General features: G+C 66.5%; 22 protein-coding genes and 1 pseudogene. 9 read left to right on the forward strand and 14 right to left on the reverse strand.

The genetic code is table 11. The features are described from left to right. Positions 1-97: 97 nt before the first annotated feature. Positions 98-1,285: a sensor histidine kinase gene (locus DES52_RS10185; protein ID WP_110886714.1), complete on the reverse strand. Its 1,188-nt coding sequence runs from the start codon at positions 1,283-1,285 to the stop codon at positions 98-100. An 85-nt stretch (positions 1,286-1,370) separates the two neighbouring features. Here DES52_RS10185 and DES52_RS10190 point away from each other — a divergent pair, with 85 nt between their 5' ends. After that, on the forward strand, positions 1,371-1,847 hold the full coding sequence (locus DES52_RS10190; protein WP_110886715.1) for a response regulator: 477 nt from the start codon (positions 1,371-1,373) through the stop codon (positions 1,845-1,847). A gap of 375 nt (positions 1,848-2,222) precedes the next feature. Here the strand turns inward: DES52_RS10190 and DES52_RS10195 are convergent, their stop codons facing one another. The 3 genes from DES52_RS10195 to DES52_RS10205 form a co-directional block, all read right to left on the reverse strand. After that, positions 2,223-3,872: a CocE/NonD family hydrolase gene (locus tag DES52_RS10195; RefSeq protein WP_110886716.1), complete on the reverse strand. Its 1,650-nt coding sequence runs from the start codon at positions 3,870-3,872 to the stop codon at positions 2,223-2,225. Positions 3,873-4,401: 529 nt separating this feature from the next. Next, complete coding sequence (locus DES52_RS10200; protein ID WP_110886717.1) at positions 4,402-4,884, reverse strand: ATP-binding protein; 483 nt, start codon at positions 4,882-4,884, stop codon at positions 4,402-4,404. Between the two features lie 299 nt (positions 4,885-5,183). Next, positions 5,184-5,399, reverse strand: coding sequence for a hypothetical protein (locus tag DES52_RS10205; RefSeq protein WP_146237248.1), 216 nt, complete (start codon positions 5,397-5,399; stop codon positions 5,184-5,186). A gap of 434 nt (positions 5,400-5,833) precedes the next feature. Here DES52_RS10205 and DES52_RS10210 point away from each other — a divergent pair, with 434 nt between their 5' ends. Together DES52_RS10210 and DES52_RS10215 are read left to right on the forward strand one after the other, a co-directional pair. Next, positions 5,834-6,094, forward strand: a complete 261-nt coding sequence (locus DES52_RS10210; RefSeq protein WP_110886719.1) for a cold-shock protein — start codon at positions 5,834-5,836, stop codon at positions 6,092-6,094. 217 nt (positions 6,095-6,311) lie between these two features. Beyond that, complete coding sequence (locus DES52_RS10215) at positions 6,312-6,548, forward strand: hypothetical protein (RefSeq protein WP_110886720.1); 237 nt, start codon at positions 6,312-6,314, stop codon at positions 6,546-6,548. Between the two features lie 193 nt (positions 6,549-6,741). Here DES52_RS10215 and DES52_RS10220 read toward each other — a convergent pair whose 3' ends face one another. The 10 genes from DES52_RS10220 to DES52_RS23270 all read right to left on the reverse strand — a co-directional run bounded on the left by DES52_RS10220 (position 6,742) and on the right by DES52_RS23270 (position 15,011). Continuing rightward, positions 6,742-7,941, reverse strand: coding sequence for a sensor histidine kinase (locus DES52_RS10220; RefSeq protein WP_146237249.1), 1,200 nt, complete (start codon positions 7,939-7,941; stop codon positions 6,742-6,744). Continuing rightward, positions 7,934-9,715: an ATP-binding protein gene (locus DES52_RS10225; RefSeq protein WP_110886722.1), complete on the reverse strand. Its 1,782-nt coding sequence runs from the start codon at positions 9,713-9,715 to the stop codon at positions 7,934-7,936. Before DES52_RS10225 ends, DES52_RS10220 begins: the two co-directional genes overlap by 8 nt. Continuing rightward, positions 9,712-10,713 (reverse strand): ATP-binding SpoIIE family protein phosphatase, encoded by a 1,002-nt coding sequence (locus tag DES52_RS10230; protein WP_245900898.1) that lies wholly within the window; start codon positions 10,711-10,713, stop codon positions 9,712-9,714. The genes DES52_RS10225 and DES52_RS10230 overlap by 4 nt, the downstream gene beginning before the upstream one ends. Before the next feature lie 4 nt (positions 10,714-10,717). Beyond that, on the reverse strand, positions 10,718-11,122 hold the full coding sequence (locus DES52_RS10235; protein WP_110886723.1) for an anti-sigma regulatory factor: 405 nt from the start codon (positions 11,120-11,122) through the stop codon (positions 10,718-10,720). After that, positions 11,103-11,504, reverse strand: coding sequence for an STAS domain-containing protein (locus DES52_RS10240; protein ID WP_110886724.1), 402 nt, complete (start codon positions 11,502-11,504; stop codon positions 11,103-11,105). The genes DES52_RS10235 and DES52_RS10240 overlap by 20 nt, the downstream gene beginning before the upstream one ends. Before the next feature lie 7 nt (positions 11,505-11,511). Next, a complete protein-coding gene (locus DES52_RS10245) occupies positions 11,512-12,369 on the reverse strand; it encodes an STAS domain-containing protein (protein ID WP_110886725.1) in 858 nt (285 codons plus the stop codon). A gap of 78 nt (positions 12,370-12,447) precedes the next feature. Further along, entirely contained in the window at positions 12,448-12,885 is a 438-nt protein-coding gene (locus DES52_RS10250) for a response regulator (protein WP_110886726.1), read from the reverse strand. Between the two features lie 90 nt (positions 12,886-12,975). Further along, complete coding sequence (locus tag DES52_RS10255; protein ID WP_170130989.1) at positions 12,976-14,196, reverse strand: NAD(P)/FAD-dependent oxidoreductase; 1,221 nt, start codon at positions 14,194-14,196, stop codon at positions 12,976-12,978. 100 nt (positions 14,197-14,296) lie between these two features. After that, positions 14,297-14,638 (reverse strand): amidase family protein, encoded by a 342-nt coding sequence (locus tag DES52_RS10260; RefSeq protein WP_211317898.1) that lies wholly within the window; start codon positions 14,636-14,638, stop codon positions 14,297-14,299. Between the two features lie 169 nt (positions 14,639-14,807). Continuing rightward, positions 14,808-15,011 carry a hypothetical protein gene (locus DES52_RS23270; protein ID WP_211317899.1) on the reverse strand — a complete coding sequence of 68 codons (204 nt, stop codon included), beginning with the start codon at positions 15,009-15,011 and terminating at the stop codon, positions 14,808-14,810. A gap of 35 nt (positions 15,012-15,046) precedes the next feature. On the opposite strand from DES52_RS23270, the pseudogene DES52_RS10265 reads away from it, so the two are divergent. The 6 genes and pseudogenes from DES52_RS10265 (at position 15,047) to DES52_RS10290 (ending at position 22,720) form a co-directional block, all read left to right on the forward strand. Next, positions 15,047-15,725, forward strand: a pseudogene (locus DES52_RS10265) (SDR family NAD(P)-dependent oxidoreductase). A gap of 369 nt (positions 15,726-16,094) precedes the next feature. Further along, positions 16,095-17,678 carry a PxKF domain-containing protein gene (locus tag DES52_RS10270; protein WP_110886728.1) on the forward strand — a complete coding sequence of 528 codons (1,584 nt, stop codon included), beginning with the start codon at positions 16,095-16,097 and terminating at the stop codon, positions 17,676-17,678. 241 nt (positions 17,679-17,919) lie between these two features. Further along, the gene (locus DES52_RS10275; protein ID WP_110886729.1) at positions 17,920-18,930 is read left to right on the forward strand and encodes a GlxA family transcriptional regulator; all 1,011 of its coding nucleotides are present in this window, start codon (positions 17,920-17,922) and stop codon (positions 18,928-18,930) included. Between the two features lie 46 nt (positions 18,931-18,976). After that, positions 18,977-20,266 carry a DJ-1/PfpI family protein gene (locus tag DES52_RS10280; RefSeq protein WP_110886730.1) on the forward strand — a complete coding sequence of 430 codons (1,290 nt, stop codon included), beginning with the start codon at positions 18,977-18,979 and terminating at the stop codon, positions 20,264-20,266. After that, complete coding sequence (locus tag DES52_RS10285; RefSeq protein WP_110886731.1) at positions 20,263-21,435, forward strand: alpha/beta fold hydrolase; 1,173 nt, start codon at positions 20,263-20,265, stop codon at positions 21,433-21,435. The genes DES52_RS10280 and DES52_RS10285 overlap by 4 nt, the downstream gene beginning before the upstream one ends. A gap of 4 nt (positions 21,436-21,439) precedes the next feature. Beyond that, positions 21,440-22,720 (forward strand): MFS transporter, encoded by a 1,281-nt coding sequence (locus DES52_RS10290; protein WP_170130990.1) that lies wholly within the window; start codon positions 21,440-21,442, stop codon positions 22,718-22,720. Positions 22,721-22,914: the final 194 nt, after the last annotated feature.

The raw sequence follows: 22,914 nt of genomic DNA on the forward strand, positions 1-22,914 counted from the left end.
TGAAGAATTTACTCATCTTGACGAAAGCAGCCAAATCGAGCCGTCCACGCCGATTCGCCGACTCGGTCGCGAACGAAGGGTCGTGCCCGACGGACTCTTACGCCTCTAAGTCAGCGGAGGGCAGGGTGAAGCGTACCGTCGTGCCGCTCCCCTCGTGCGGTTCGATCCAGATGCGGCCTCCATGCCGCTCCACGACGCGGCGGCACACGGCGAGGCCGATGCCGTTTCCACCCGTCAAGGTGCGGTTGTGCAATCGCTGGAACATATCGAACACCTTGTCCGCGTACTTCGGGTCGATGCCCATTCCGTTGTCGGCGAGGGCGAAATGCACCCACGCGCCCATCTTCCACGCCGCCAAAGTCACCCTCAGCGGTTCTTCGCGGCGGAACTTCAAGGCGTTGCCGAGCAGATTCGCGAGAAGCTGGCGCACTTGCGCCGCGTTTCCCTGCACGAGCGGCAAACTCCCGCACTCCGCGTGCGCGTCCTCCGGCCACGGCAACGCGCGGCGCACGTCCTCCCACACGCGCCGCACGTCCAGCGTGCCCAGAGGCGGTTCGTCCGTGACGTTGGCGAGGGTCAAGACGTCACGCACGAGTTGCCGCGCGCGAAACACCTGCTCGTTGATGTGCATGAGGTACGCGTCGGCCCGCTCGTCGAGCTGCCTGCCTTGATAGCGGTGCCGAAGGATGTCCGCGTACGCGCCGAGAATGCGCAGCGGTTCCTGAAGATCGTGCGAGGCGACGTACGCGAATTGCGAAAGATCACGGTTGCGCCGCTCGAGCTCCGCGTTCTTCGCTTCCAAAGCCAACTTGCTCGCCTCGACTTCACGCGTGCGCTCCTGCACGCGCGCCTCCAAAGTGCGGTTGAGCTTGAGAATCTCGAGTTCAGCGTGCTTTCGGCGCGTGATGTTCTCGTGCGTGACGACCGCGAAGCACGTGCCGTCCTGCTCGAAGCGCGTGACCCGCGCGACGAAGTAGCGCTCCTCGGTCGGCGAGTGACAAGGGTACTCCAACTCGAACGTCTTGACGCGCTGCGCGAGAACGTCACGAATGCCCCCGGCGATGCGAAGCGCGTCGTCGCGGTCTTCACCTTGAGTTTGGTCGCAGACGCGCAGGTAGTTCGATCCGACGCCGCTGCGACCGTCATCGCCATTTTCGCGCGCGAATGCCGCCCACGCGCGGTTCACGGCGAGAATCTCGCCGTTCTCGTCGAGAATGGCGATGTTCGCGCAAAGGGCGTCGAACGCGCCAATCGCGAATCGGTCGGGAGTGGCGGCCGTGACCACGCCTTAAGGTAGCATCAAGGACTGGCGAGCACTGTCAGTCGAATCTGCAACTCGAACGGGGCCGGCACTGCCGTAGGCTAAGGAAATGCGTTCCAAATCCTTCACCTTGCTGCTCGTCGAGGACGAACTCGCCGACGCGGCCCTCTTTCAAGACATGCTCGCCGAGGTAGGCGGCAGCATGACGGTTCATCACGTCGAACACGGCCAAGCAGCGCTGGACTTCCTCACCCGCCAAGGTGAGCACGCGGACGCGCCGCGCCCGGATCTCGTGGTGCTGGATCTGAACATGCCCGTGATGAACGGACACGAGTTCCTCGCGCAAGTCAAGCAGCTGGAGCGGGTGCGAAGCATCCCGGTCCTGGTGCTGTCCACGTCGGACCGCCCGGAGGACGTGCATCGGTCGTACGACGCGCAGGCCAGCGGGTACGTGGTGAAGCCGGGAACATACCAGGAGTACACGCGGGTGCTGGAGACGGTCCAGGCGTATTGGCAAGGCGTGCTGAGCCTACCGAGCTTCGCCGACCTCCAACTCGATCACCGCACCCCCGAGCGCGACCACTGAGACCGCTCGAATCGAGCCAGCGTCTTTTCGCTCGCCGCGCCGTGACCTTCGACGACTCGCCGCTCGTGAGTTCGTATCGTCGAGGCAACGCGGAAGACTGCATGTACCGAACGGCCCGACTCGCGCTCGTTGCCTGACCTCACCTGCCACCTCGCAAATCACGACGCACGACGCTTCGCCCCTCGGAAACGGCCCGGTCGTCCTCGACGGAACGCCCGCGCGCACGTACTTCTCCCGGTTCACGCGAGTCTCCGTGCACCCTCGGCTGCTTTCGAGTCACGCCCGTCAGGGTCGGGCCGACCGAGCGTCGCTGAACAGACCGTCGGGGAGGACGAGGAGAGGAAGCTTGCGGACGCGCGGGACCACGCTACGTCATCAAGACGTCACGGGCAGGATGAGGCTCGACACGCCTCCTTCGCCGTGCGCGACGATCCGGTGCGACACCGCCATGCGCGCGCTCAACGCCGGGTCGAGACCCGTGCCGAGGTTGCGCGCGTACTGAGGATGCGAACCACCCGAGATCAGCACGCGCACGCGCGTCCCGGCCGCGAAGCGGTGCGCGACCGCGTCGAGCGCCACGCGTACGCTCGACGTCCGGTCCGCGTCGCTCAAACGGCGAAAGCCGTCGCTGACGTTACGACTTCCACCTCGCGCGTCCACTTCCACCAAACGCACGAACACGTCCGCGTGCGGATTGTCGCTGTGGTGCGCGAGCTCCACCTCGGGTACGCCCGCCACTTCCAGCGGCTCGGTCAACTCAAGGCTCGTGAACGTCAAGACGTCCGCGCGGGCCGAAAGCGCGCGGACGTCTCGGTACCCGCCGTTCGTCAAGAGCTGCCCGCCGATCGTCGGGGTGGGCGTCGCCGGATCGTACGTGAACGTGGACGGCGCGGCGGTGGCGGGCGGCGGGTCGGCGCTCAGCGCGCCGCCGGGGTGCAGGTACAGCGTGCTCGGACGGGTCGGCGGGGGCCACGCGGGCAAGTCACGCCACGTCTTCGCGCCCGTGACGAACACCCGTACGGGCGCGGCGCGACGACGAGCTTTTCCGCCGAGGTGCTCGTCGAACCACTCCAGGCTTTCGCGCGTCATGACGTCGTTGCCCTCGCCGTGGGCCCACGGCCCGACCGTGAGGGCGACGTCCACGCCCCGTTCGTGCAGCCGAGCGTACTGCGTCAAGGTCTGATCGAGGAAGATGTCTTGCCACCCGCCTATCAGCAGCACGGGAACGCGAACGCGCTCCAAGGCTTCCCCGAGTCGCCGCGACTTCCAGTACGGATCGTTCGCGTTCGTTCGCGTCAGGAAGTTCGCGTACGACGCCGCGAACGGTCCCCCACCGAGGTGATGCTCGCCTGCCGGAAGGAGGGGCAGCGCGTCGAACGCGGGGTCAAGACGCCGTTTCGCCGTAACGCGGTCGATCAGGAGGCCGAGGGTGCCGCGTTCTTGCCGCGAGACGGAGTCGAACCACGACAGCAGCAAGTCCAGGCGGAAGGCGCCCGCGCCGTGCGCGGAGTGGTAGACGTCGTGTACGCCGATCTGGATGACGGCGGTCTTGAGTTCGGGTGGTGGGTCCATCAGCAGCGCCCACTGCGTGAAGCCGAGGTACGAGGCGCCCAGCGTGGCGAAGGTGCCGTCGAACCACGGCTGCTCGCGCAACCACGCGACGGTGTCCGCGCCGTCCTCGACTTCGCGCGCCATGGGCTCGAACGGACCGCCGCCCGAGCCGAAGGTGCCGCGCGTGCTTTGCAACACCACGCGGTAGCGGCGCGCGGCGAACGCCGTGGCGAAAGTCGCGGCGAGGAGGTCGCTGCGACCGTAAGGATTGCGAAGCAGCAGCGTGCCTCGCACGTTTCCCGTCGGCGTGTACACGTCCGCGAGCAGGCGAGCGCCGTCACGCATGGAGATCGGCACGGCGCGCGTGACGGTGTAGGGCGCGCCCGGCGGGAGCTTCATGACGCGGGTGTTGAGGGCGTCGAATGCCCGCAGCAAGCGTGAAGGTGGTGAGGCGGCACGATCTGGGGTCGTCATCGAGAAGCTCCTGTCGGGCGGGTCCGCGCGGGTCAAGGACGTGAGAGGCTGGCGTGGTCGTGTTTTTCTACTGTAGTCCGTGTCGAAGCCTTCGAGGAGACGCGTCCTTTCGGTCACGGCGCAACACCATGTAATTCGGTCACTCGTTGGGATGCTCAGGCTGCGTGAGCGGGCGCTACAACGGCACGCGTGCAGGTGCTGAAGTGCTTCTTGCCCGAAGCGTCGTGGCAGCGTCGAAGCGAGGTGTTCCGCCGTGGCGGCCATTCGTGGTATCCGACGCACTCGCACGGCGGCGCGGACTTTCGGTCGTGAGGAGATCGAAGCCGTTCTTGTCGTACGCTTCCCGGTATTTCGAGCAGCGCCCTTGGCGTCTGGATCACGAAGTGGCCGAGACGTTCGTCGAATGGTGCGGCGAAGTGAGCGGCGGTGAACTTCGAGAAGCCATGACCGTGGACGCGCAACACGGTTCATGCGCCGGGGAGGAGGTCGGCCTTGTGATGGGCCTCCAGCGTGCCTGCGTCTTTCGAAGTCATCGTTGTTCTTCTCGTGGTCTTTCTTGCAGCGAGAAGGTGTCACCTTCGAGGCGCACGTCGAAGAGCGCGTCGAAGCCCTCGGCGAACGTCGGGGACTGCAGGCGCTTCGAGGTGGCGAACACGGCGACGTCCGGCACGCGCGCTTTGCCTTCGCGGTTTCGGTTGCGCGCCAGCGAGCCACGCACGTCCGGTACGAAGAAGTACCCCGTGACGGTCGCGCCAAAAGCGCGTCCGATCGAGACGAGGTCCGCGCGTTCTTCCACCGCCGCGTTGGTGTTGTCCACGACCACGCTTCGTCCCGCTTGCAAAGCCTCACTGACGAGTTGGCGTTGCCGCCGTGACTTGTCGCGGTTGTTCGGGAAGAGGTCCTTGCTGACGAGCACGTGCGTGACCGCGAAGCGTGCGCGGTAGAAGGTGGACTTCCCGGCGCCCTGTAGACCGATGAGCAGCGCGAGTTCGAGCGGCGAGGAATCGGGCATCTCGTCAGCGGGAGGGCCGCGCGTCCCAAGGTGCCGATGGGCACGTACCCTTCGAGGCTTCCCCCCCGCCGAGCGGAATTCGGGCGGACGGCGGATGGAACGAGCTCATTGGATCGCGATTCATGGCGGCCCCTGCGCCGAGTGTAGTGCTTCCGCTCGGCACAAGCATGGGGCGCGTCGCGTTCGCCGAATTCGGGGGAGGGTGCGAGGAGGCGCCGCGAAGACGAGCACCACGGAATGAGAGGCGAGGGCCGATGTCCACGTCGGCCCTCGCCTCTCATTCCCGAACCGCGCCTCGGTCAGTTGCTGAGAGGCGGCGGATCGTCCTGCAAGCAAAGCAACCCCTTGAGGCGCTCGACGACGTCTCCGTACGCGGACGCCCGACCGTCATGCCACGCGCGGCGACGCTCGTCTTTTTCCTGCAGGGCTTGAGCTTGCTCTTCGAGCCGGTATTGTTCGAGGGACGCCAAAAGCGCACGCATCTCGTTCGTCCGGGCTTCTGCTGAAATGGTCACGGTCACTCTCGTTTCGTCCTGCTCGGTCCGAGCCTTCGTCGTTCGGTCGGTTGGACGTACTGGCTCGGATGGATAGAGGCGGGTTCGACTGGACGTCCGCCGCGTTCATGGAAGCGCGAGCCGAATGAAGCGAGACGGTCGGTGGGCCGCGTGGGCGGTGGGGCGCCCTCCCTCGGGACGAAAGCAATCCAAGGCAGAGCGAGCATGCACGGTCTTGAAGTGGGCAAGTGTCACAGTAGGGGGTGCCTGACGTCCACATTGTTCCATGACTGCCTTTCGGCGAGAAGGCTGGGTCTTTTGTGGTCCGTGCCAGGATTGGAAACGACAAGTCGAGTTACACTGACGAAGTAGTTTTCCAAAGGACGCAGTGAATGAGACGCGCACCGGGTGAATCACGGTGGGCGACTCCGTTTTTGGAACGCGAGGAGTATGACATGGCTGTTGGTAAAGTGAAGTGGTTCAACGCAGAAAAAGGCTTTGGTTTCATCGAGACGGCGGGCAGCGCCGACGTGTTCGCGCACTTCAGCGCCATCCAAGGTTCGGGCTTCAAGAAGCTCAACGAAGGCGACGAAGTCGAATTCGAAATCGAGCCTGGCCAGCGCGGCAAAGGCCCGCAAGCCAAGAACATCGTGGTGACGAAAGCGGCTCCCGTGAGCGAGTACGCCGAACGTCCCCGTCGCGACAGCCGCTGGTAATTCGGCGCGCCGCGACGAGCCTGCGATAAGAGCAGAGAGAATCGAACTCGATTCTCTCTGCTCTCGTTTCGAGCGCGGACCATGAACCGTACGTCCCCAAAACGATCTCGAGGTCGTGTGCAACTTCCGCCTTGACCGAAGCGCCGTGATGCGGTGATCTTCGAACGTTCAAGGAATCCGGCACGACCAGCCGCGAACGTCGGCGAACAGGAGACGAATGCCGAAAGACGACATGGCCATCGAAGCCCACATTCCACCAAAGGCCATTCACGCCGCGCTCGCGGCCTTGCGCTTGCAAGACGAGGTGGCCGACGTGCAGTGGGACGTCGCGAAAAGCAAGCCGTCACGACCCACGAAAGTGTACTTCCAAGCGGAACGCATCGAAGCCTTGCGCGAAGCCAAAAATCGCTTGGAGCGCTTGTTGAACGAGGCGGGGTACGATCTGTACCCGTGAGCCTGAGCGCTCAAAACCCCAATTGCTGAAGTGCCGCGCTTTATGCTTTATGCGCGGCACGAACGCTTTTTTTCGTCTGGCGGGTGAAAGCTCGGGTCCTAGACGCTTGGGTCGAGGATGACCGCGCGCCCTTCGGCCTTCCCAGGCTCGTGGGCGCTGATGGCAAGGCCAGCTTCGGTCGGGAGGTCTTCTCTCAAGGCGCCTTGGGAAGCGAGAAGCCGAACAGCGCGCCCTGACCGACGTGGCCTTCGGCCCATACGCGGCCGCCGTGCCTCACGACGACGCGCTTGACGTTCGCGAGACCCACGCCGGTACCTTCGAAGTCCCGCTCGTGATGCAAACGCTGAAAGACGCCGAACAGCTTGTGCTCGTACCTGGGGTCGAAGCCGACGCCGTTGTCGCGCACGAAGATCACGTCTTCGTCCACGCTCGCTTCCGACCACACTTCGATCACAGGGTTCGGCGTGTGCCGCGTGTACTTCACGGCGTTTTCGAGCAGGTTTTGCATCACCGAGCGCAGCAATCGCGCGTCTCCCCACACGAGCGGCAACGACTTGACGCGCCACGTCACGTCGCGTCCGTGCGTGTGAGCGTGCAAGTCCGCCTGTATGTCGCGCACGAGACGTTGCACGTCCACGCGCTCGAAGCGCAACTCTTCACGCGACGCTCGAGACAACGTCAGCAGCGCTTCGATGAGCCCGTTCATGGTGTGCGCGGCGCTCTCGATCGTGTTCATGTACGCGTGTGCCTGCTCGTCCGGGTAACGTTCCAGGCGGCGGCGCAGCAAGGTCGTGAAGCCGCTGATGTGCCGCACGGGCGTGCGTAAATCGTGCGACACCGAGTACGCGAACGCTTCGAGGTCCTGGTTGGCGAGTTCCAATGCCTGTTTTTGCCGCGCGAGGAGGCGTGCTTGCGCTTCGAGCGCGGCGTTGCGCTCCTCGAGTTGCGTCGTGCGTTCGGCGACCGTGCGCTCCAACGCTTCGTTGAGCTCGCGCAAGTTCGCCTCGGCCGATTGCGTGCGCAGCAAGGCTCGCACGGTCGCGAGCAGCACCGTGGGCTCGATCGGATGCGTGAGGTACGCGTCCGCGCCGCCCTCGAGGCCCATCACGCGGTCCGCGCTCGACAAGTGCGCGGCGGACACCATGAGAATCGGCACGTGCGCCGTTTCCTCCTCGGCGCGCACGAGTCGCGCGACTTCGAAGCCGCTCATGTCCGGCAAGTTCACGTCCAGGATGATCGCGCTCGGAAGGTCGCGCGCCACGTCCAAGGCCGTACGGCCGGTGGCGGCTTCCAGCACGTCGTACCCACCGTGCCGAAGCGTGCGAACCAGCACGTACCGTCCGGCGTCGTTGTCGTCGACGATCAGCACGCGTGGCGGCGCGCTGTCAGGCACGGCCTTCCTCCGAACGCGCGGCCGCGCCGCGCAGCGCCGCCGTGAAGGTCGCGTTGTCACCTTGATACAACCGCTCTTTGGCGTGCGCGGACGCGCCCAGCGCTTGAAACTCGCGGTGAAGCGCGTCCGTCAGCGGTTGCGACGTGACGATCAACACCGGGACATCGCGCGTCGCCTCGTCGGCTCGTAAAGCCTGCAAGACCTCCTGTCCGGACACGTCGGGCAAGTTGAGGTCGAGCACGATGACGCGGTGCGCGCGTGTGCGCGCCGCGGAAAGCCCCGCCTGTCCGTGGTGCGCTTCTTGCACGGTGAAGCCTTCGCGTTGGAGCAGCGTCCTCAGCAAATACCGATCCGAGGCTTGATCGTCCACGAGCAGGACGGTGCCGCTTTGCACCGCCGAGCCGTCTTGCTCGGGCAGGACGAGTGGAACGTTCGAGGCGGCGATCCCCGCGTACACCGCGGGCAGAACCGCGAAGAACTCGGAGCCTTCGCCGAGGGTGCTGATGACGCCGACGTGCCCACCGAGCAACTCGGTGAAGGTGCGCGCGATCGACAAGCCGAGGCCCGTGCCGCGCGGCACCTTCATCATCGGCGTGCGAAGCTGCGAAAAGTCCTGAAAGAGCTTTTCTCGATCGCCGGGCGCGATGCCGATGCCCGTGTCACGCACCGCGAAACGTACGACGCCGCGCGACGCGTCGTACGACGCGGACACGCGCACATCGCCGTGAGACGTGAACTTGAGGGCGTTGGCGATGAAGTTGCGCAACACTTGCGACACCTTGCCTTCGTCCGTCGAGAGGCGCGGTACGTCCAGCGGCTCCTCGAAGACCAGCTTCACGTCCGGATTCGTGACGAGCGGCGCGAACAAGGCGCGCAAGGTGCCGAACAAGGCACCGACTTCGAACGTCGACACGTGCACGTCCGTCTTGCCCGCCTCGACTTTCGCGAGGTCCAGCAAGTCGCCGACCATCGCCAGCAAATCGCTGGCCGCGCCTTGAATGAGCGTGACCTGCTTGTGCTGCTCGTCCGTCAAGTCCCCGTCGAGGCGCGCGAGCAGAAAGCCGGCGAGGCCCAGAATCGAGTGAAGCGGCGTGCGGAACTCGTGACTCATGTACGACAAAAACGTCGACTTGAGGTCGTTCGCTTCACGCAAGCGCTCGGCTTTCTCTTCGAGTTCCGCGTACAACGCGACCACGCCGCGGTTGGTTTCTTCCAACTCTTGGTTGAGCGACCGCAAGCGCTCTTCTCGCTCGGCGAGTTCGGCGAGCGCGCCCATCAATTCTTGGTTGTGCTCTCGCAACTCGCCGAGCACGCCGACGGGGTGTGTGCGGGCGAGGGCGTCCACGGCGCGTCGGAGATCCGCCGCGTTGACGTCGGACGGCAAGCGCTTGCCGACTTCCACGATCGTTCCGCCGCCGGGTCGCGCGCGCACATCGAAGGTGTCCATGAGGCGTTTCGAGCCGAGCAGGCCCACGCCGAGCCCGGTGGTGGACGCGTACGTGCCGCTCAACACCTTGTCCAGCTGGCGAATGCCCGGCCCGCGGTCGCTCACGGTCATCGACAGCGTCAACGGCGCGGCGTTCGTGTCCACGTGGAACTCCACGGTGCCGCCGCCCGCGTAACGCAAGGCGTTGCGCGCGAGTTCCGACACGACGGTGGCCACGCGCGCTTGCTCTTGCGGTCCGAGCCCGAGCGCGCCCGCGAGGTGCTTGGCGCGCCCGCGCGCGTCCACCAAGTCCTGCTCGGATTGCACGTGCACCGTCAGCAACTTCACGCGCGGGCCTCTTTCACGACCAGTACGCCCGCGTCGTCTCGGTCCCGCGAGAAGTCGCGGTAAAGCACGCCCGCGATGAGGGTGGCGGGCTTCATCAAGAGTCCCGGGTAACGCTCCAGGCTCCAAGTGGACGTCAGACCGTCCGAGTGCATCACGAGCGTGCTGTCACGCGTCCACGGGCGCGTGTCTTCGTGCACGCGCGGCGTGGTCAAGCCGAGCGTGCCGTTTTGCGATACCAGGCCGCGCCGTCCTTCGGCCGTGACGATCGTCGCGCTGACGTTGCCCATGCCGCTGAACGTCACGACGCCGTCGCTCGGCTGCACGCGCGCCACGCCCGCCACGCCGCCGCGCGTGCCGCGCAAGCCGTGATGCACGGCGGCGAGCACGTCGTACGGCGCGGCGGCGGCGTGCGCGTGAAACGCGTCCAAGGCAGCGCGCGCCGCCTCGTGCGCGCCTACTCCGTGCCCGAGGCCGTCGACGAGGAGCGCGCCGAGATGTCCGCCACGCACGCTGATCGCCACGCCGTCTCCGCACACGCGCTCGCGAGGATGCGCGACGAGCAGCACCCCGAAGTCGAACGCCGAGGAAGCCTGCGGCGGCGTGGTGTACATGCGGGCGAGCACGGCCGTACCGAGGTCGGGCACCGAGTGGAAATCGAACACGCTCGCCAGACGCCGCACGGCGCCAAGGCCGGTGCCCGGCGTGCCCGCCGTGGAGTACCCGTCGCGCAGCACCTCGGCGGGTCGCGCCACGCCCGGCCCACGGTCGAGCGCCAGCACGTCGAGGCCCGTCACGCCTTCGAGCTCGAACGGTTGCACGAGCAATTCGCCGCCACGCGCGTGCTTCACGAGGTTCGACGCGAGTTCCGTGACGATGATCGCCACTTCGCCTTGCCGCACTTCCGTCATGCCGAGGATGCGCGCGAGCGTCACGCTCGCGCGTCGCGCCTCGCCGACACCGCTGTCTTCTTGCACGGCGCACTTCAAGCTTTCGCGCACATCGTCACTTCCATTTCGTCGCGATGACGCGCGTGCCCACCCCGGGGGTGGACTGAACTTCGAAGTCGCTCATGAGCCTCTTGGAGCCGCCGAGGCCGAGACCGAGACCGCCGCCCGTGGTAAAGCCGTCTTGAAGCGCGCGCGCCACATCGGGAATCCCGGGGCCTTGATCTTCGAAGGTGAGGCGCACGCCGATGCGTCCGCCCAGCTCGACGCGCTCGAGGCGCGCGAGGCCGCCGCCGCCGTGAATGAGCGTGTTACGCGCGAGCTCCGAGGCGGCCGTGACGAGTTTCGTCTGCTCGACGAGGCTGAAGCGCGTGTCCACGGCCAGTTGTCGCACCGCGTGCCGCACGCGCACCACGTCTTCTTCGCTGCGAATCGGCAACGTGTCAAGAGAAGCGGTCGTCACGCCCGCCCCCGAATTCGGTGCGCCGCGCGTCGATGGAGGCGCGCAGACGCCCCATGCCTTGCTCTACGTTCAAGGCGGTGCGCACGTGCTTCCACGTCACGCCGAGTTCCACGAGCGTGATCGCCACGGCCGGTTGCATGCCGACGATCATCGTGTCCGCGTCGAGCACGCGGCTCATCGCGGCGATGTTGCCGAGCACCCGACCGATGAACGAGTCGACGATGTCGAGCGCGGAAATGTCGATGAGCACGCCGCGCGCGCCCGTCTTGACGATCATGTTCGTGAGGTCGTCTTGCAAAGCGAGCGCGAGCCGATCGTGCATGTCCACTTGAATCGTGACGAGCAGGCAATCGCCGAGCTTGAGAATCGGAAGGCGGTCCATGCCGCCGTTACGCGAGCGGACCGCGCGCGACGCGGAAGCCGCTGCGTTCCATGGCGACTTGAATGGCGTCCGCGAGGGACGCTTTCGTAAGGACGCCGCTGAGGTCGATGCCGAGATGCACGATGGTCTGCGCGATTTGAGGGCGGATGCCGCTGATGATGCACTCCGTGCCCATGAGTTGCGCGGCTGCCACCGTGCGCAGCAGGTGCTGCGCGACGAGCGTGTCGACGGTCGGAACGCCGGTGATGTCGATGATCGCGATCGTCGCGCTCGTCTCGACGATGCGCGTGAGAAGCGTCTCCATCACGATTTGCGTGCGCTCGCTGTCGAGGGTGCCGATGAGCGGCAACGCCACGACGCCTTCCCAGACTTTCACGACGGGCGTCGAGAGTTCGAGCATCTCTTGGCGTTGCCGCTCGATGATCGTTTCACGGCTGCGTTGGTACACCTCGACGGTGTAAAGCCCCAAGCGGTCGAGGAGCGTCGTGATCGTCCACAACGCCTCGGCGAGATCCACGATGGAGGTGTCGGCACGCAGACGCTCGAACAGCGGTTGCTTGAACGAGAAGACGAACGTCGCGACTTCCGAGAAGGTGAAGCCTTGAGCGGCGCGTTGCCTCGACAAGCTTTCCAGGAACGCGCGCACGCCCGTCCACGGCTCGCCTTGAACGTCGTTCAAGGCGCCGCTTTGCACGGCGCGCGTGAAATGCCGCAAGAAGTCTTGCGATTGCATGCGCAGTTCCGCTTCCCCGATCAAATCACGGCGAAACGTGGCCGAGGCCAATTGCTCGCCGACCCAGCGTTGCAGCAACGCGTCCGGGTCATGCTGTACGGCTTGTACGATCCATTGGTCAGAGTTCGTCATACGTCAATATGCTTCCGTCGAGCTCGAGGCGGGCCGACGCCTTTGCGAGGAGTGTAGCAGCAAGCGCTTCGTGCGGCGTCACGAGAGCTCGGATGAAGGGGGACGGTCGGGCGCGAACAGCACGTGGTGAAACCAAAAGGCGTTCAAGGCGCTCAAGGCCGCCTGGAGTCGCTCGGGCGTGTCGGGCTTGATCAGCACGGCGTTCGCGTACTGCTGGTACGCGCCGCGCACGTTGTGATCGTCGTCGTGCCCGGTCAGCACGATGATGGGCATCGCCGAGGTGCTCGGATCGCTTTTCAAGTGCCGCAGCAACTCCAAGCCGGACAAGGAGGGCATCACGAGGTCGAGCAGCATCAAGCGCGGAGGATGCTCGCGTACCGCCGACAGGGCTTCTTGGCCGTCGCGCGCCACCTGCACGTCGAAAGCGGGATTGATGCGTTCGAGAAGTCGACGCGTCAGGTACGAATACCCTTCGTTGTCTTCGGCGAGCAGCACGGGAAGTGAACGTGTCGACATGGATTCTCCCCGTTCAGCTTACCTCGCTTTGTCGCGGCGTGGACGACGCCACCTCGGTGGCCGAAGCGAACGACGGCCAGGAGGACTCGCTCAAATGCCCGCGGCGTGCTCGCGTTGCTCGCTCGGCTGCACGTCATCGAGCCGCACGCCTCGCCGCAACCGCTCGAATTCGAACACGCTCAAATCCAGCGTGGTGTACCGCCCGTCGAGCAGCACCTCCGCCACGCCACGCCCGATTCCCGGCGCGTGCATCACGCCGTGGCCGCTCAAGCCGCACGCGAACAGCAAGTTCCGCATATCCGGGTGCGGACCGATCACGGCGTTCTGATCGAAGGTGTTCAGCTCGTAATGTCCCGCCCAAGCGTCCACCAGCGTCACGCGCTCGAAGCCGCGCACGCGACGCGCCAACGCCGGACGCAGCACCTCCTCGAACAACGCGTGATCCACGCCGAGGTCCTCGGTGTCCGGATCGTCGTGCGGCAACGGCGACGTCACCGCCATGAATCCGCCTCCGTACGGCCTCGCGTACAGCCCTCGTCCGTCCGGCAGGGGCTCGACGAGGTTCACGAAGCCCACCGGGGGCGTGTCCGCGTGGAACACGAAGGCGCTGCGTTTACGCGACTCGACCGGCAACGGCACGCCTGCCTGCGCCGCCACCCGGCCCGCTTGCGCTCCGGCGGCGTTCACGACGCTCTCCACCGTCAAGGAGGTGCCGTCGTCGAGGTGGACGCGTTCCACCCGCTCACGCCGAACGTCCATCGCGATCGCGCGCCGGGGAAGGAACTCGGCGCCGAGCGATTCGGCTTTTCGCCTCAACGCGTCGAGGGCGCGCCTAGGATCGAACCAGCCTTCCCCTCCTTGCCCGAGGGTTCCGGCCCCGAGACCGTTCGGACGCAACCACGGCAAGCGGTGCGTCAGCGTCTCGACGTCCAGGAACGCGACGTGCGCGCCGTGGCGGACTTGTTGCTCGTGCGCGTCACGCAGGCGGGCGACGCCTCGAGGCGCGGCGAGCACCAAGTACGGACAGTCCTGGAAGCGAAGGTCGACGATCTCGTCGTTCACGCCGAGGTGCTCGGAGGCGTTCTTGTAGAAGTCGTACCCGACGCGGGACAAGGCGACGTTGGCGCCGAGGTGGAATTGGGTGCGAATGGCGCTGGCGGAGCGGGGAGTGGAGGCGCGGGCGTAGCTGGCGTCGGGTTCGAGCACGACGACGCGCGGCGCGCCGGGATGGCGGGCGAGGAAGTAGGCGACCGAGCAGCCGAGGATGCCGCCGCCGACCACGACGATGGGTGCGCGCGAAGGAGAAGTCATGATGGTTCCTGGAGGCAGCATACGCGCTGCGCTTCACGCGTGCTTTCCGTCGTTTCCGTGAAGCGTGACCCGACCAAGGAGCCCGCTTCGTCGGTGTGCCCTAGGTGACTCCAGCCTCGCGAGCCGAGCGTCGCGTTCCCCGCCCGCGTCGCTGGCGGGGACGGGAGAAGGGGTTCCATGGCTGCGCCGAGCGCCAGGCAGACCGAGTCGGTTCCGGGCGGCGTGACGAGTTGAAGCCCGAGGGGAACTCGGGCATGATGGTCTTCCCGAGGCACGCCCCGCCCGCTTCACGCAGGCGCGTCGCGATGGAGGCGTCCCGGTCGGGAACGCGGTCGGCGAGAATGCGCGAGGCGCAGGTGGTGCGGACGCCCTCGGTGTCCACGAGGTCCTTGACGGCAATGGGAATGCCATGCAGGGGACCGAGGTCGCGTCCCGCTCGCAAGTTCCTCGCGAAGCGCGGCGTCCTCGGTAACGGTGATGAAGGCGTTCAAGGTCGGCTGTGCGGCATGGAGGCGGTCCAGGCACATCCGCGTGACCTCGACGGGGGAGACTTGGCCCGCGCGGTACTGCGCCGCGAGGTGCGTGATGAACCCGAACTCGAGGGGTGCCGCTCACGACTCGCCTCCTTCCAGGCCTTTGAAGGGCTGAAGGGTGCCGAGGCCGAGCTCGATGACGCGCGCGTCGGCTCGCAAGATCACTTCGAGGGCGAGCGCGGCGTTTCGCGGGTCGGTCAGGGTGACGTGCACGCCCGAGAGCGCCGCGAGGCGCTGCACGGTCGGAGCGTCGAGCGCCGAGCGGGGCGCTTCCTCATTCACGGATGCGCCTGCGCATCGTCACGGCGTGCGCGGCCATGCCTTCGGCGCCAGCATCTGCTGTGAACTTGCCGCGTCGGGCGCGACCGTCCTCGTCGGCTACTCGCGTGGCGCGCGCCGAGCACCTCGCCTCGCAACTCGACGGGCCGCGCCGCGCCCTGCGCGTTCAAGTGGACGACGGCGCGTCCGTCGCACTCGCCGCCGAAAGCGTGCGAAGCACCGAGGGCCGTTTGGACGTCCTCGTGAACAACGCGGGCGTCACGACTCCCGTTCCTCACGAGAACCTCGAGGGGCTCAGCGACGACTGGATCGATACCATCTTTCGCGTGAACGTCCGCGGCGCCTTCGCGTGCGTTCACGCGTTCGCTCCCCTTCTGCGCGCCGACGAAGGCGGCCTGGTCGTGAACATCAGCTCGATCGCCGGACGAACCGGGATAGGCAGCAACGTCGCGTACTGCGCCAGCAAAGCCGCCCTCGATTCCATGACGCGCAGCCTCGGCCGAGATTCGCGTCGTGAGCGTCTCGCCCGGTTGGGTCCAAGGCGAGTACGCGCGGCGCATGCCGCCCGAGCTGATCGAGGCGCAGGCGAACCGCACACCGCTCGGACGCATCGCTCGACCCGAAGAAGTCGCGCGGGCCGTCTTGGCCGCCGCGACCCTCCTGACGCTCAGCACGGGCTGCGTGATTCCTGTCGACGGCGGTCGCCCGCTGACGTGAACTCCACGGCGTCGGCGCGCCTGGAAAACAGCGCGCCGACGAGAAAGCCGCGTTCTTGCTCGAGGGTCCGTGACGCCGCTTCGGGTCATGTCGAACGGTTGACTCGAGGGCGTTGAAGGCACGGCTTCGTGGCAAAGCTCCTGTGAACTCGGCGGCTTCCGGAGCGGAAGCTGTTGTTCGAGCTGGCCGACTCACCGATGAGTGTAAGAACTCTGTCAGTACCACGTGAGTACGATACGTGCAGTCGAAAATTCCACGAAGAGCTCATGACGCCTGCGCTGAGATCGTCGGAGGAATGCGATGAAGTCCGCTCCCAACTGCCCCGGCAGCAGGATTCCGCCGTATCGCTACTTCCCAAGGAGCAGCACCATGCGCAAGATTCACCATTACGTCGTCGGTTGTACTGCCCTGCTCATGCTCGCCGCCTGCGGCCAGCAGAACTTGGCGGGCACGCCCAGTCCCGTCAAACCGCTCGACATCGTCGTCGTGAACGACCAGACGAACACCGTCACGGTGCCCGGCAACATCACGGCCGCTCCCGGTGAGTCGGGCAGCATTCCCATCTACCTCCATCCCACCAACGATGACGGGAAAAACGGCTGCAACGCGACAGGCGGTCCCTCGGTTCCCAATGTCAACGTGCAAGTCACCTCCAGCCATCCCGGCGTCATCTCGAGCGGCGTGGTCTTGGACGTCAAGTGCGGAACGGCCAATCCTGCCACGTTCAACTACGCGGTCTCTTCCTCCGCCGTGCCGGGCACGGTCGTCACCCTCACCACGAGCGCCAGTGGCGGCGCTTCCGGCAGCACGTACACCTCCACGAACGCCGTCAGCAAGTTGACGATCACGATCGTCCAGCCGAACGTCGCCGACACCACCGGTCCGGTCATCACCCCCGTCATCGTGAGCGGCACGCTCGGCGAGAACGGCTGGTACACCAGCGACGTCGAGTTGAAATGGGACATCTCCGATCCCGAAAGCGCGACGATCCTCACGAAGACGGGCTGCGACACGGTCATCATCAGCAGCGACACGCCGTTCGTCGGCAACACGTACACGTGCTCCGCGACGAGCGCCGGCGGAACGAGCACGAACTCCATCACCATCAAGCGCGACGCCACCGCCCCGGTGGTTCAACCCGCCGATCAAATCGAGACGGCGTGGCGCAACAGCGACTTCATCAACAACTTCACGGCGAGCGACGCCACGTCCGGTCTCGCCGACTCGAACGACGCGGCGTTCACCCTCACGGCGTCCGCCGAATCCGTCGATACGACGACGCCCACCACGAGCAGCCGCGTCGTCAAGGACCAAGCGGGGAACAGCACCACCCGAACGATATCGGCGTTCATCGACAAGACCCCGCCCACCAACCTTCAATTCGACTTCGGCTCGAACCCCGTCATCAACGACAACAGTAGCTTCTACTGGGGCGAAGTTCCCGCCGCTCCCCTCGGATGCAGCGCGAGCGACGCCTTGTCGGGCCTGGCCAGCTGCAACGTGAGCGGCTACGCGAGCAGCATCGGCCAGCACACCTTGACGGCGACGGCGACCGATAACGCCACGAACACTGCGAAATTGGAGCGTAAGTACAGCGTGCTGGCTTGGAGAACGGAAGGCTTCTTCCAGCCGGTGGACATGGGCAAGGCCGTGTACAACACCGTCAAGGGCGGATCGACCGTTCCCTTGAAGTTCCGGGTGTTCGGATCGACCGAGAAGACGAGCGTCGACGCGATCAAGCCGCTGACGTGGACGAAGGTGAGCTGTCAGCCCAGCGTTCCCGCGGACGACGTGACGGTCGTCGCGACGGGCGGCACGAACTTGCGGTACGACACGACCGCCGGTCAGTTCGTGTACAACTGGCAAACACCGAAAACGGCGGGCATGTGCTACACGGTGACCGTGACCCTCGCGGACGGCTCGAAGATCAGCGCGAACTTCAAAATCAAGTAACCCGACCTCGGCCGCTCGAAGAGGAGGAACGTGTGATCCACGTTCCTCCTCTTCCGTTCGGTCCTCCTCGGCGAGCTCGACTGCCTCCTGTTCCTCCTGCCCGAAGGCGAACGGCGCGGCTGCCGACGTTCGTACGGTCATCGGCACGAAGCGTAGTCCCCGCCTGGTCAGTGCCATATCCGCCCGCACAATCACGTTCGCGTCCCTGTTCAAGCCGTCTGGCGGCGCTTAAGCTCGGGGCATGACCGACTCCCTCGGGTTCTCCAATCCGCCAAGCGACGGGTCGCGCCCACCGCGCCGGGTGTTGGTCCTGGTCTTGCCCCAGGTGAACGTCCTCGACCTCGGCGGCCCCGTTCAAGTCTTCGAGACCGCCGCGCGCTTCGGCGCTCCCTACGCGTTGGAGTTCCACGCCTTCACGACAAACGTCCTGAGCGCCCAAGGCTTACCGCTCGGTTCCTTCACGCTTCCGCCAACGCCGTGCCAGGACGACCTCGTGCTCGTGCCCGGCCCCAGGGTGTCCACGCCCGCGCCTGGACAGCCGCTGTACGACCCGCGCGTCCTCACCTGGCTGCGCGAAGCTTACCGGCAAGGTGCGGAGGTGGCGTCCATCTGCAGCGGGGCCGTCGCCCTCGGTGAGGCCGGACTGCTCGACGGCAGACGCTGCACCACCCACTGGTCCATGATCGACTTGATGCGCGAGCGTTACCCCGACGCGCACGTGCAAGACGGCGTGCTCTTCACGCATGACGGACGAATTACCACGAGTGCGGGCATCGCTTCCGGAATCGACATGGCGCTTGCCCTCATCGAGCGCGAGCATGGCCCACAACTCACCGCGAAGGTCGCGCGCTACCTGGTGGTGTACCTGCGGCGAGACGCCTCGCACGGTCAGGGCAGCGTCTACCTCGACCACCGTACCCACCTGCACCCGGGCGTACACCGCGTGCAAGACCACCTCGCCCAGCATCCCACCGAACGCTCGACGCTCGACGCTCTCGCCGGCATCGCGCGCATGAGCGCCCGCGGTCTCACCAAGGCGTTTCGGCAGCACACGGGTCTCACGCCCTTCGAATACCAGCAGAAACTGCGCTTGGAACTCGCCGCGCAACTCATGCACGATCCGCGTCTGACCCTCGAGGCCATCGCCGCGCGCAGCGGCTTCGACGATCCGCGCCACTTCCGGCGCGTGTGGCGCGATCACCACGGCACCTCGCCCTCCGAGGCGCGCGTCGCATCCGTTCGCCCTTCCTGACGTCCGCCGACGCTCGAACATTTTCCTTTCCGAAAGGAGCAAGACCATGCCGTCATTGCTCAGGGTCGGCCTGTCCCTGACCGCCTTCCTCGTCGCGCCCGCCCTCGTGGGCGTGGTGAATTTGAGCCGAGCGACGACCGAGCAGCGAGCGCCGTCGCCGCTTCGAACCTCGGAAGCCCGGCCGCCCGCCCCGACCCTCGATCCCGCCAAGCCCACCGTCGCCGTCGTTCTCGGCGCGGACGTTTCGGAAGTCGCGGATGTCCTCGCTCCCTACGCGGTCTTCGCGGCTTCCGGGCGGTTCAACGTCGTCACCGTCGCTCCTGACGCGACGCCCGTGGTGCTGACGGGCGGCCTCGACCTCCTGCCGCACTTCAGCCTCGCCGCCCTCGACCGAGCGGTGCCCGGAGGACCGGCGGTGATCGTCATTCCCAACATCCCCACGATCCGCGCCGAGCAGAACCGCTCCTTGCTGTCATGGCTGCGCGCGCGAGGCAAGACGGACACCAGCCTCCTGTTGAGTATCTGCACCGGAGCGGACGCCCTCGCCGAGACGGGTCTGCTCGACGGTCGGCAGGCAACAGCCCACTGGGGTGATCTGGGCTGGCTGTCGAAAAAGCACCCCCGCGTGAAGTGGGTGCGCGGCGAGCGGTACGTGGACGAAGGGCGGATCGTGAGCTCGGCGGGCCTCCTCTCGGGCATCGACGCCAGCTTGCACGTCCTCGCCCGCTTGACGAGCCGCGAGGAGGCGATGCGAACGGCCCGGGCGCTGAACTATCCCGGCGCCCGATTTCTCGACGATCCTCGCATGACGCCCTACCGCCTCGCGCCGTCCGACGCCATCACCCTGCTCAACGCGGCCTTCCTCTGGGATCGTCCCACGTACGGGGTGGCGCTGCGCGACGGCATGGACGAGCTGACCCTCGCCGCCCTGTTCGACACCTACGCCGCGAGCTCGGCGGCTCGGCTGGCCACGACCGCGCCGAGCGCTTCGGGCGTCACGTCCCGCTACGGACTGCGGCTGCTTCCCCGCTTCGACTCGGCACGAAGCCACTTCCCGGCGCTGACCCTCGAAGGGCTCGGCTTTCCCTTCGATCGTGCGCTGACCGACTTGGCCGCTCGGCAAGACGTCCCCACCGCTCGGTTCGCCGCTCGACGCCTGGAATACCGCTTCGGCCCGACCGACCTGCGCGGGCGAGGCTGGTCGGGCAAGGCCGTCTACCGCCCCCTGCTGCTGGGCGTGCTCGCCGCCCTGGGCGTGTGGGCGCTCGACCCGCTCGTGAGACGGCGCGGAAATCGACGCGTCCGGTCGCCGAACCAGCGGGCGCGTGTTTCGTGAGCGAACCGAGCGACGCTTCGCCGCTCGCGGTGAGCCACGAGGTTCAGGGCGCACCTCCCACGCCGCCAAGATCGGCGGCGGACGACCGCGGCGACGCCGCGCTTCGGAAGGACGAGATGATTCAGCACGAACAACCCCCGAGAGCCAAGCGGCCCGACATTCGGTTCCTCCTCAAGGCCCGGTTTCACCTGCTGAGTCGCTGGCTGCTGCTGGCCCTGGGCCTGCTGATGCTCGGGACCTCTTACGAAACGGCCTCCGAGGCGTCCGACGCCCTGACCTACCGCCCTCCAGGTCGGCTCATCAACGTGGGCGGCCACCGACTGCACCTTCACTGCCTGGGGCGCGGCGGCCCCACGGTGGTCATCGACGCCGGACTGGGCGACTGGTCGACGTCTTGGATGCAGGTACAAGCCCTGGCGGCGAGAACCACGCGCGTCTGCACCTACGACCGAGCCGGCATGGGCTTCAGTGAACCGGGCGAGTGGCCGCGCACGGCCGAGCGGTTCGCCGCGGAACTGCATACCCTGCTGCGACGAGCAGGCGTCGAGGGGCCGTACGTGCTGGCCGGCCACTCCATGGGCGGCTTGACGGTGCGAGTGTTCACGCGGCGGTACCCGACAGAGGTGGCGGGTGTGGTGCTGATCGAATCGATGAGCCCGCAACCCTCGCACGCTGCCGTCGTGGCGACCTCGCACGCTCCGTCGGTCTCGCTGGCCTGGCTGGCCGCACGAGTCGGGCTCGTGCGCTTGCTGGCCGGACCGTTGGGCCTGACGGAGGGCATGCCGCGGCACGTCGGCCCCACGTACTTGGCGTTGCTCGCCACGCCACGGTACTTCCGGACCCTCGCGGACGAAACGGAGGGCCTGCCGACGAGTTTGAAGCAGGCGGGCGCCGTGACGACCTTGGGTGACTTGCCGTTGATCGTCTTGTCGAGAGGGCTGAATTCGACGCCGGACTGGCAGGCGCGGCAGGCTCGGTTGCTGCAGCTCTCCTCCAACAGCCGGCAGTTCTTCGCGCGGCACAGCGGCCACAGCATCCAACTCGACCAGCCCGACGCGGCCGTCGCGGCCATCGTGGACATGGTCGAGGCGCTGCGCTCGGCACGGCCCGACCATGACTCGACGCGCCCGGCCCGCCCCGTCGTGGCCGCAACCGAAGAGGAGGTGTGACGGCATGCAGACTCGACGCGAAGGGCGCTCGAGCCTCACACGCCCCGAGATCGCGCGTTCCGCTCGCCTTGCCGCTTGGGCGGTGCTGCGTCACGGCAACTTCCGGTTGCTGTGGATCGGACAGGCCGTGTCGGGCGTCGGGACGTTCATGCAGGTCGTCGGGCAGAGCCTGCTGGTGTTGAAGCTCAGCCACGACTCGGCCGTGGCGCTCGGCGCGGTGTCCCTCGCGCAGGCACTGGCCTTCTTCGCCTTCTCGCTCCTCGGTGGGGGCGTCGTGGACCGCTTCGACAAGCGCCGCGTGCTGTTCGTCACCCAGTCGCTGCTGGCACTGCTGGCCGGGACCCTGGCCGCGCTCACCGCGACGAACACGGCCACACTTCCCATCGTGGTAGGCCTCGCGTTTCTCTCGGGCGTGGTGGCCAGCTTCGACCAGCCCGCCCGTTCGTCGTTGCTGCCCAGTCTCGTGCCGCGCGAAGACTTACCGCACGCCACCGCCCTGAACTCGCTCGCGATGACCACCGCCGGGACCCTGGGTCCCGCGGTCGCGGGTCTCACGGCGGCGACGCTGGGGCTCGCCGTGAACTTCGGCGTGAACGCGCTGGGATTCCTGGTGGTGCTCGTGTGCCTCGCCCTGATGCGCCTTCCGCGCGCGCCTGCCGTCCAAAAGCCTTCGACTCCGCTGTTCGCGTCCGTGGGAGAGGGCCTCGCGGTCGTCGCTCGCCACTCCACGCTGCCGTGGGTGGTGAGTGGGTACGGTTTGCTGCTGCTGCTCGGCCCTTCCCCGTCCGTGATCTTGCCGCTGTACGCGGTGCGAGTGCTGCACGTCGGAGGCGGCCAACTCGGAATGCTGTTCTTGATGGTGGGGGCCGGTACCGTGCTGGCATCGGTCACGCAGGCGTTGCTCGGAGCCGGTCGTCACTCGCGTGTCTTCGTGGTGGTGCTGAGCGTGTGGGCGATGGCGCTGGTGGTGTTCTCGCTCAGCTCGTCTTTGCTCGTGTGCGCCGGTGCGCTGCTGTTGCACGGTGCGGCGCGAAACGTGGTCGGAACCACGGCGGTCACGATGATGCAGCTTTTCTCGCCGGACTCGGCGCGCGGGCGGGTGATGAGTTTGAACACCCTGCTCGTGGGCGGCTTGCGTCCCCTGGGCGACTTCGGGGTGAGCGCGGCGATGGCCGCGAGCTCCGTGGAGATCGTCACGACCGCGTGCGGAGTCTTGGTGGCCTCGTACGCGCTGTGGTTGCGAGGCCGCCTGCGCTCCGACTCGCTCGGGGAAGAGCAGCCTTGATTGGCCACGAGGTCGAAGGTTTCGAATCGGGATTGCAAAAGCCTCTCGCCGTAGCGCCGTGCTTCGAAAGCAGAATCCTCGCGAGCGTCAGGTCCTGAAGACGCGAGCGAGCCACGAAGAAGACGCGTCAACCGACAAGGGCGAGCCTCCTCGTGCTGGGCCGTTGGCGCTCGGTAATTAGATTCTCCCGAAAC

This window comes from Deinococcus yavapaiensis KR-236 (assembly GCF_003217515.1).
In the GTDB taxonomy this organism is placed as follows: Bacteria; Deinococcota; Deinococci; order Deinococcales; family Deinococcaceae; genus Deinococcus_A; species Deinococcus_A yavapaiensis.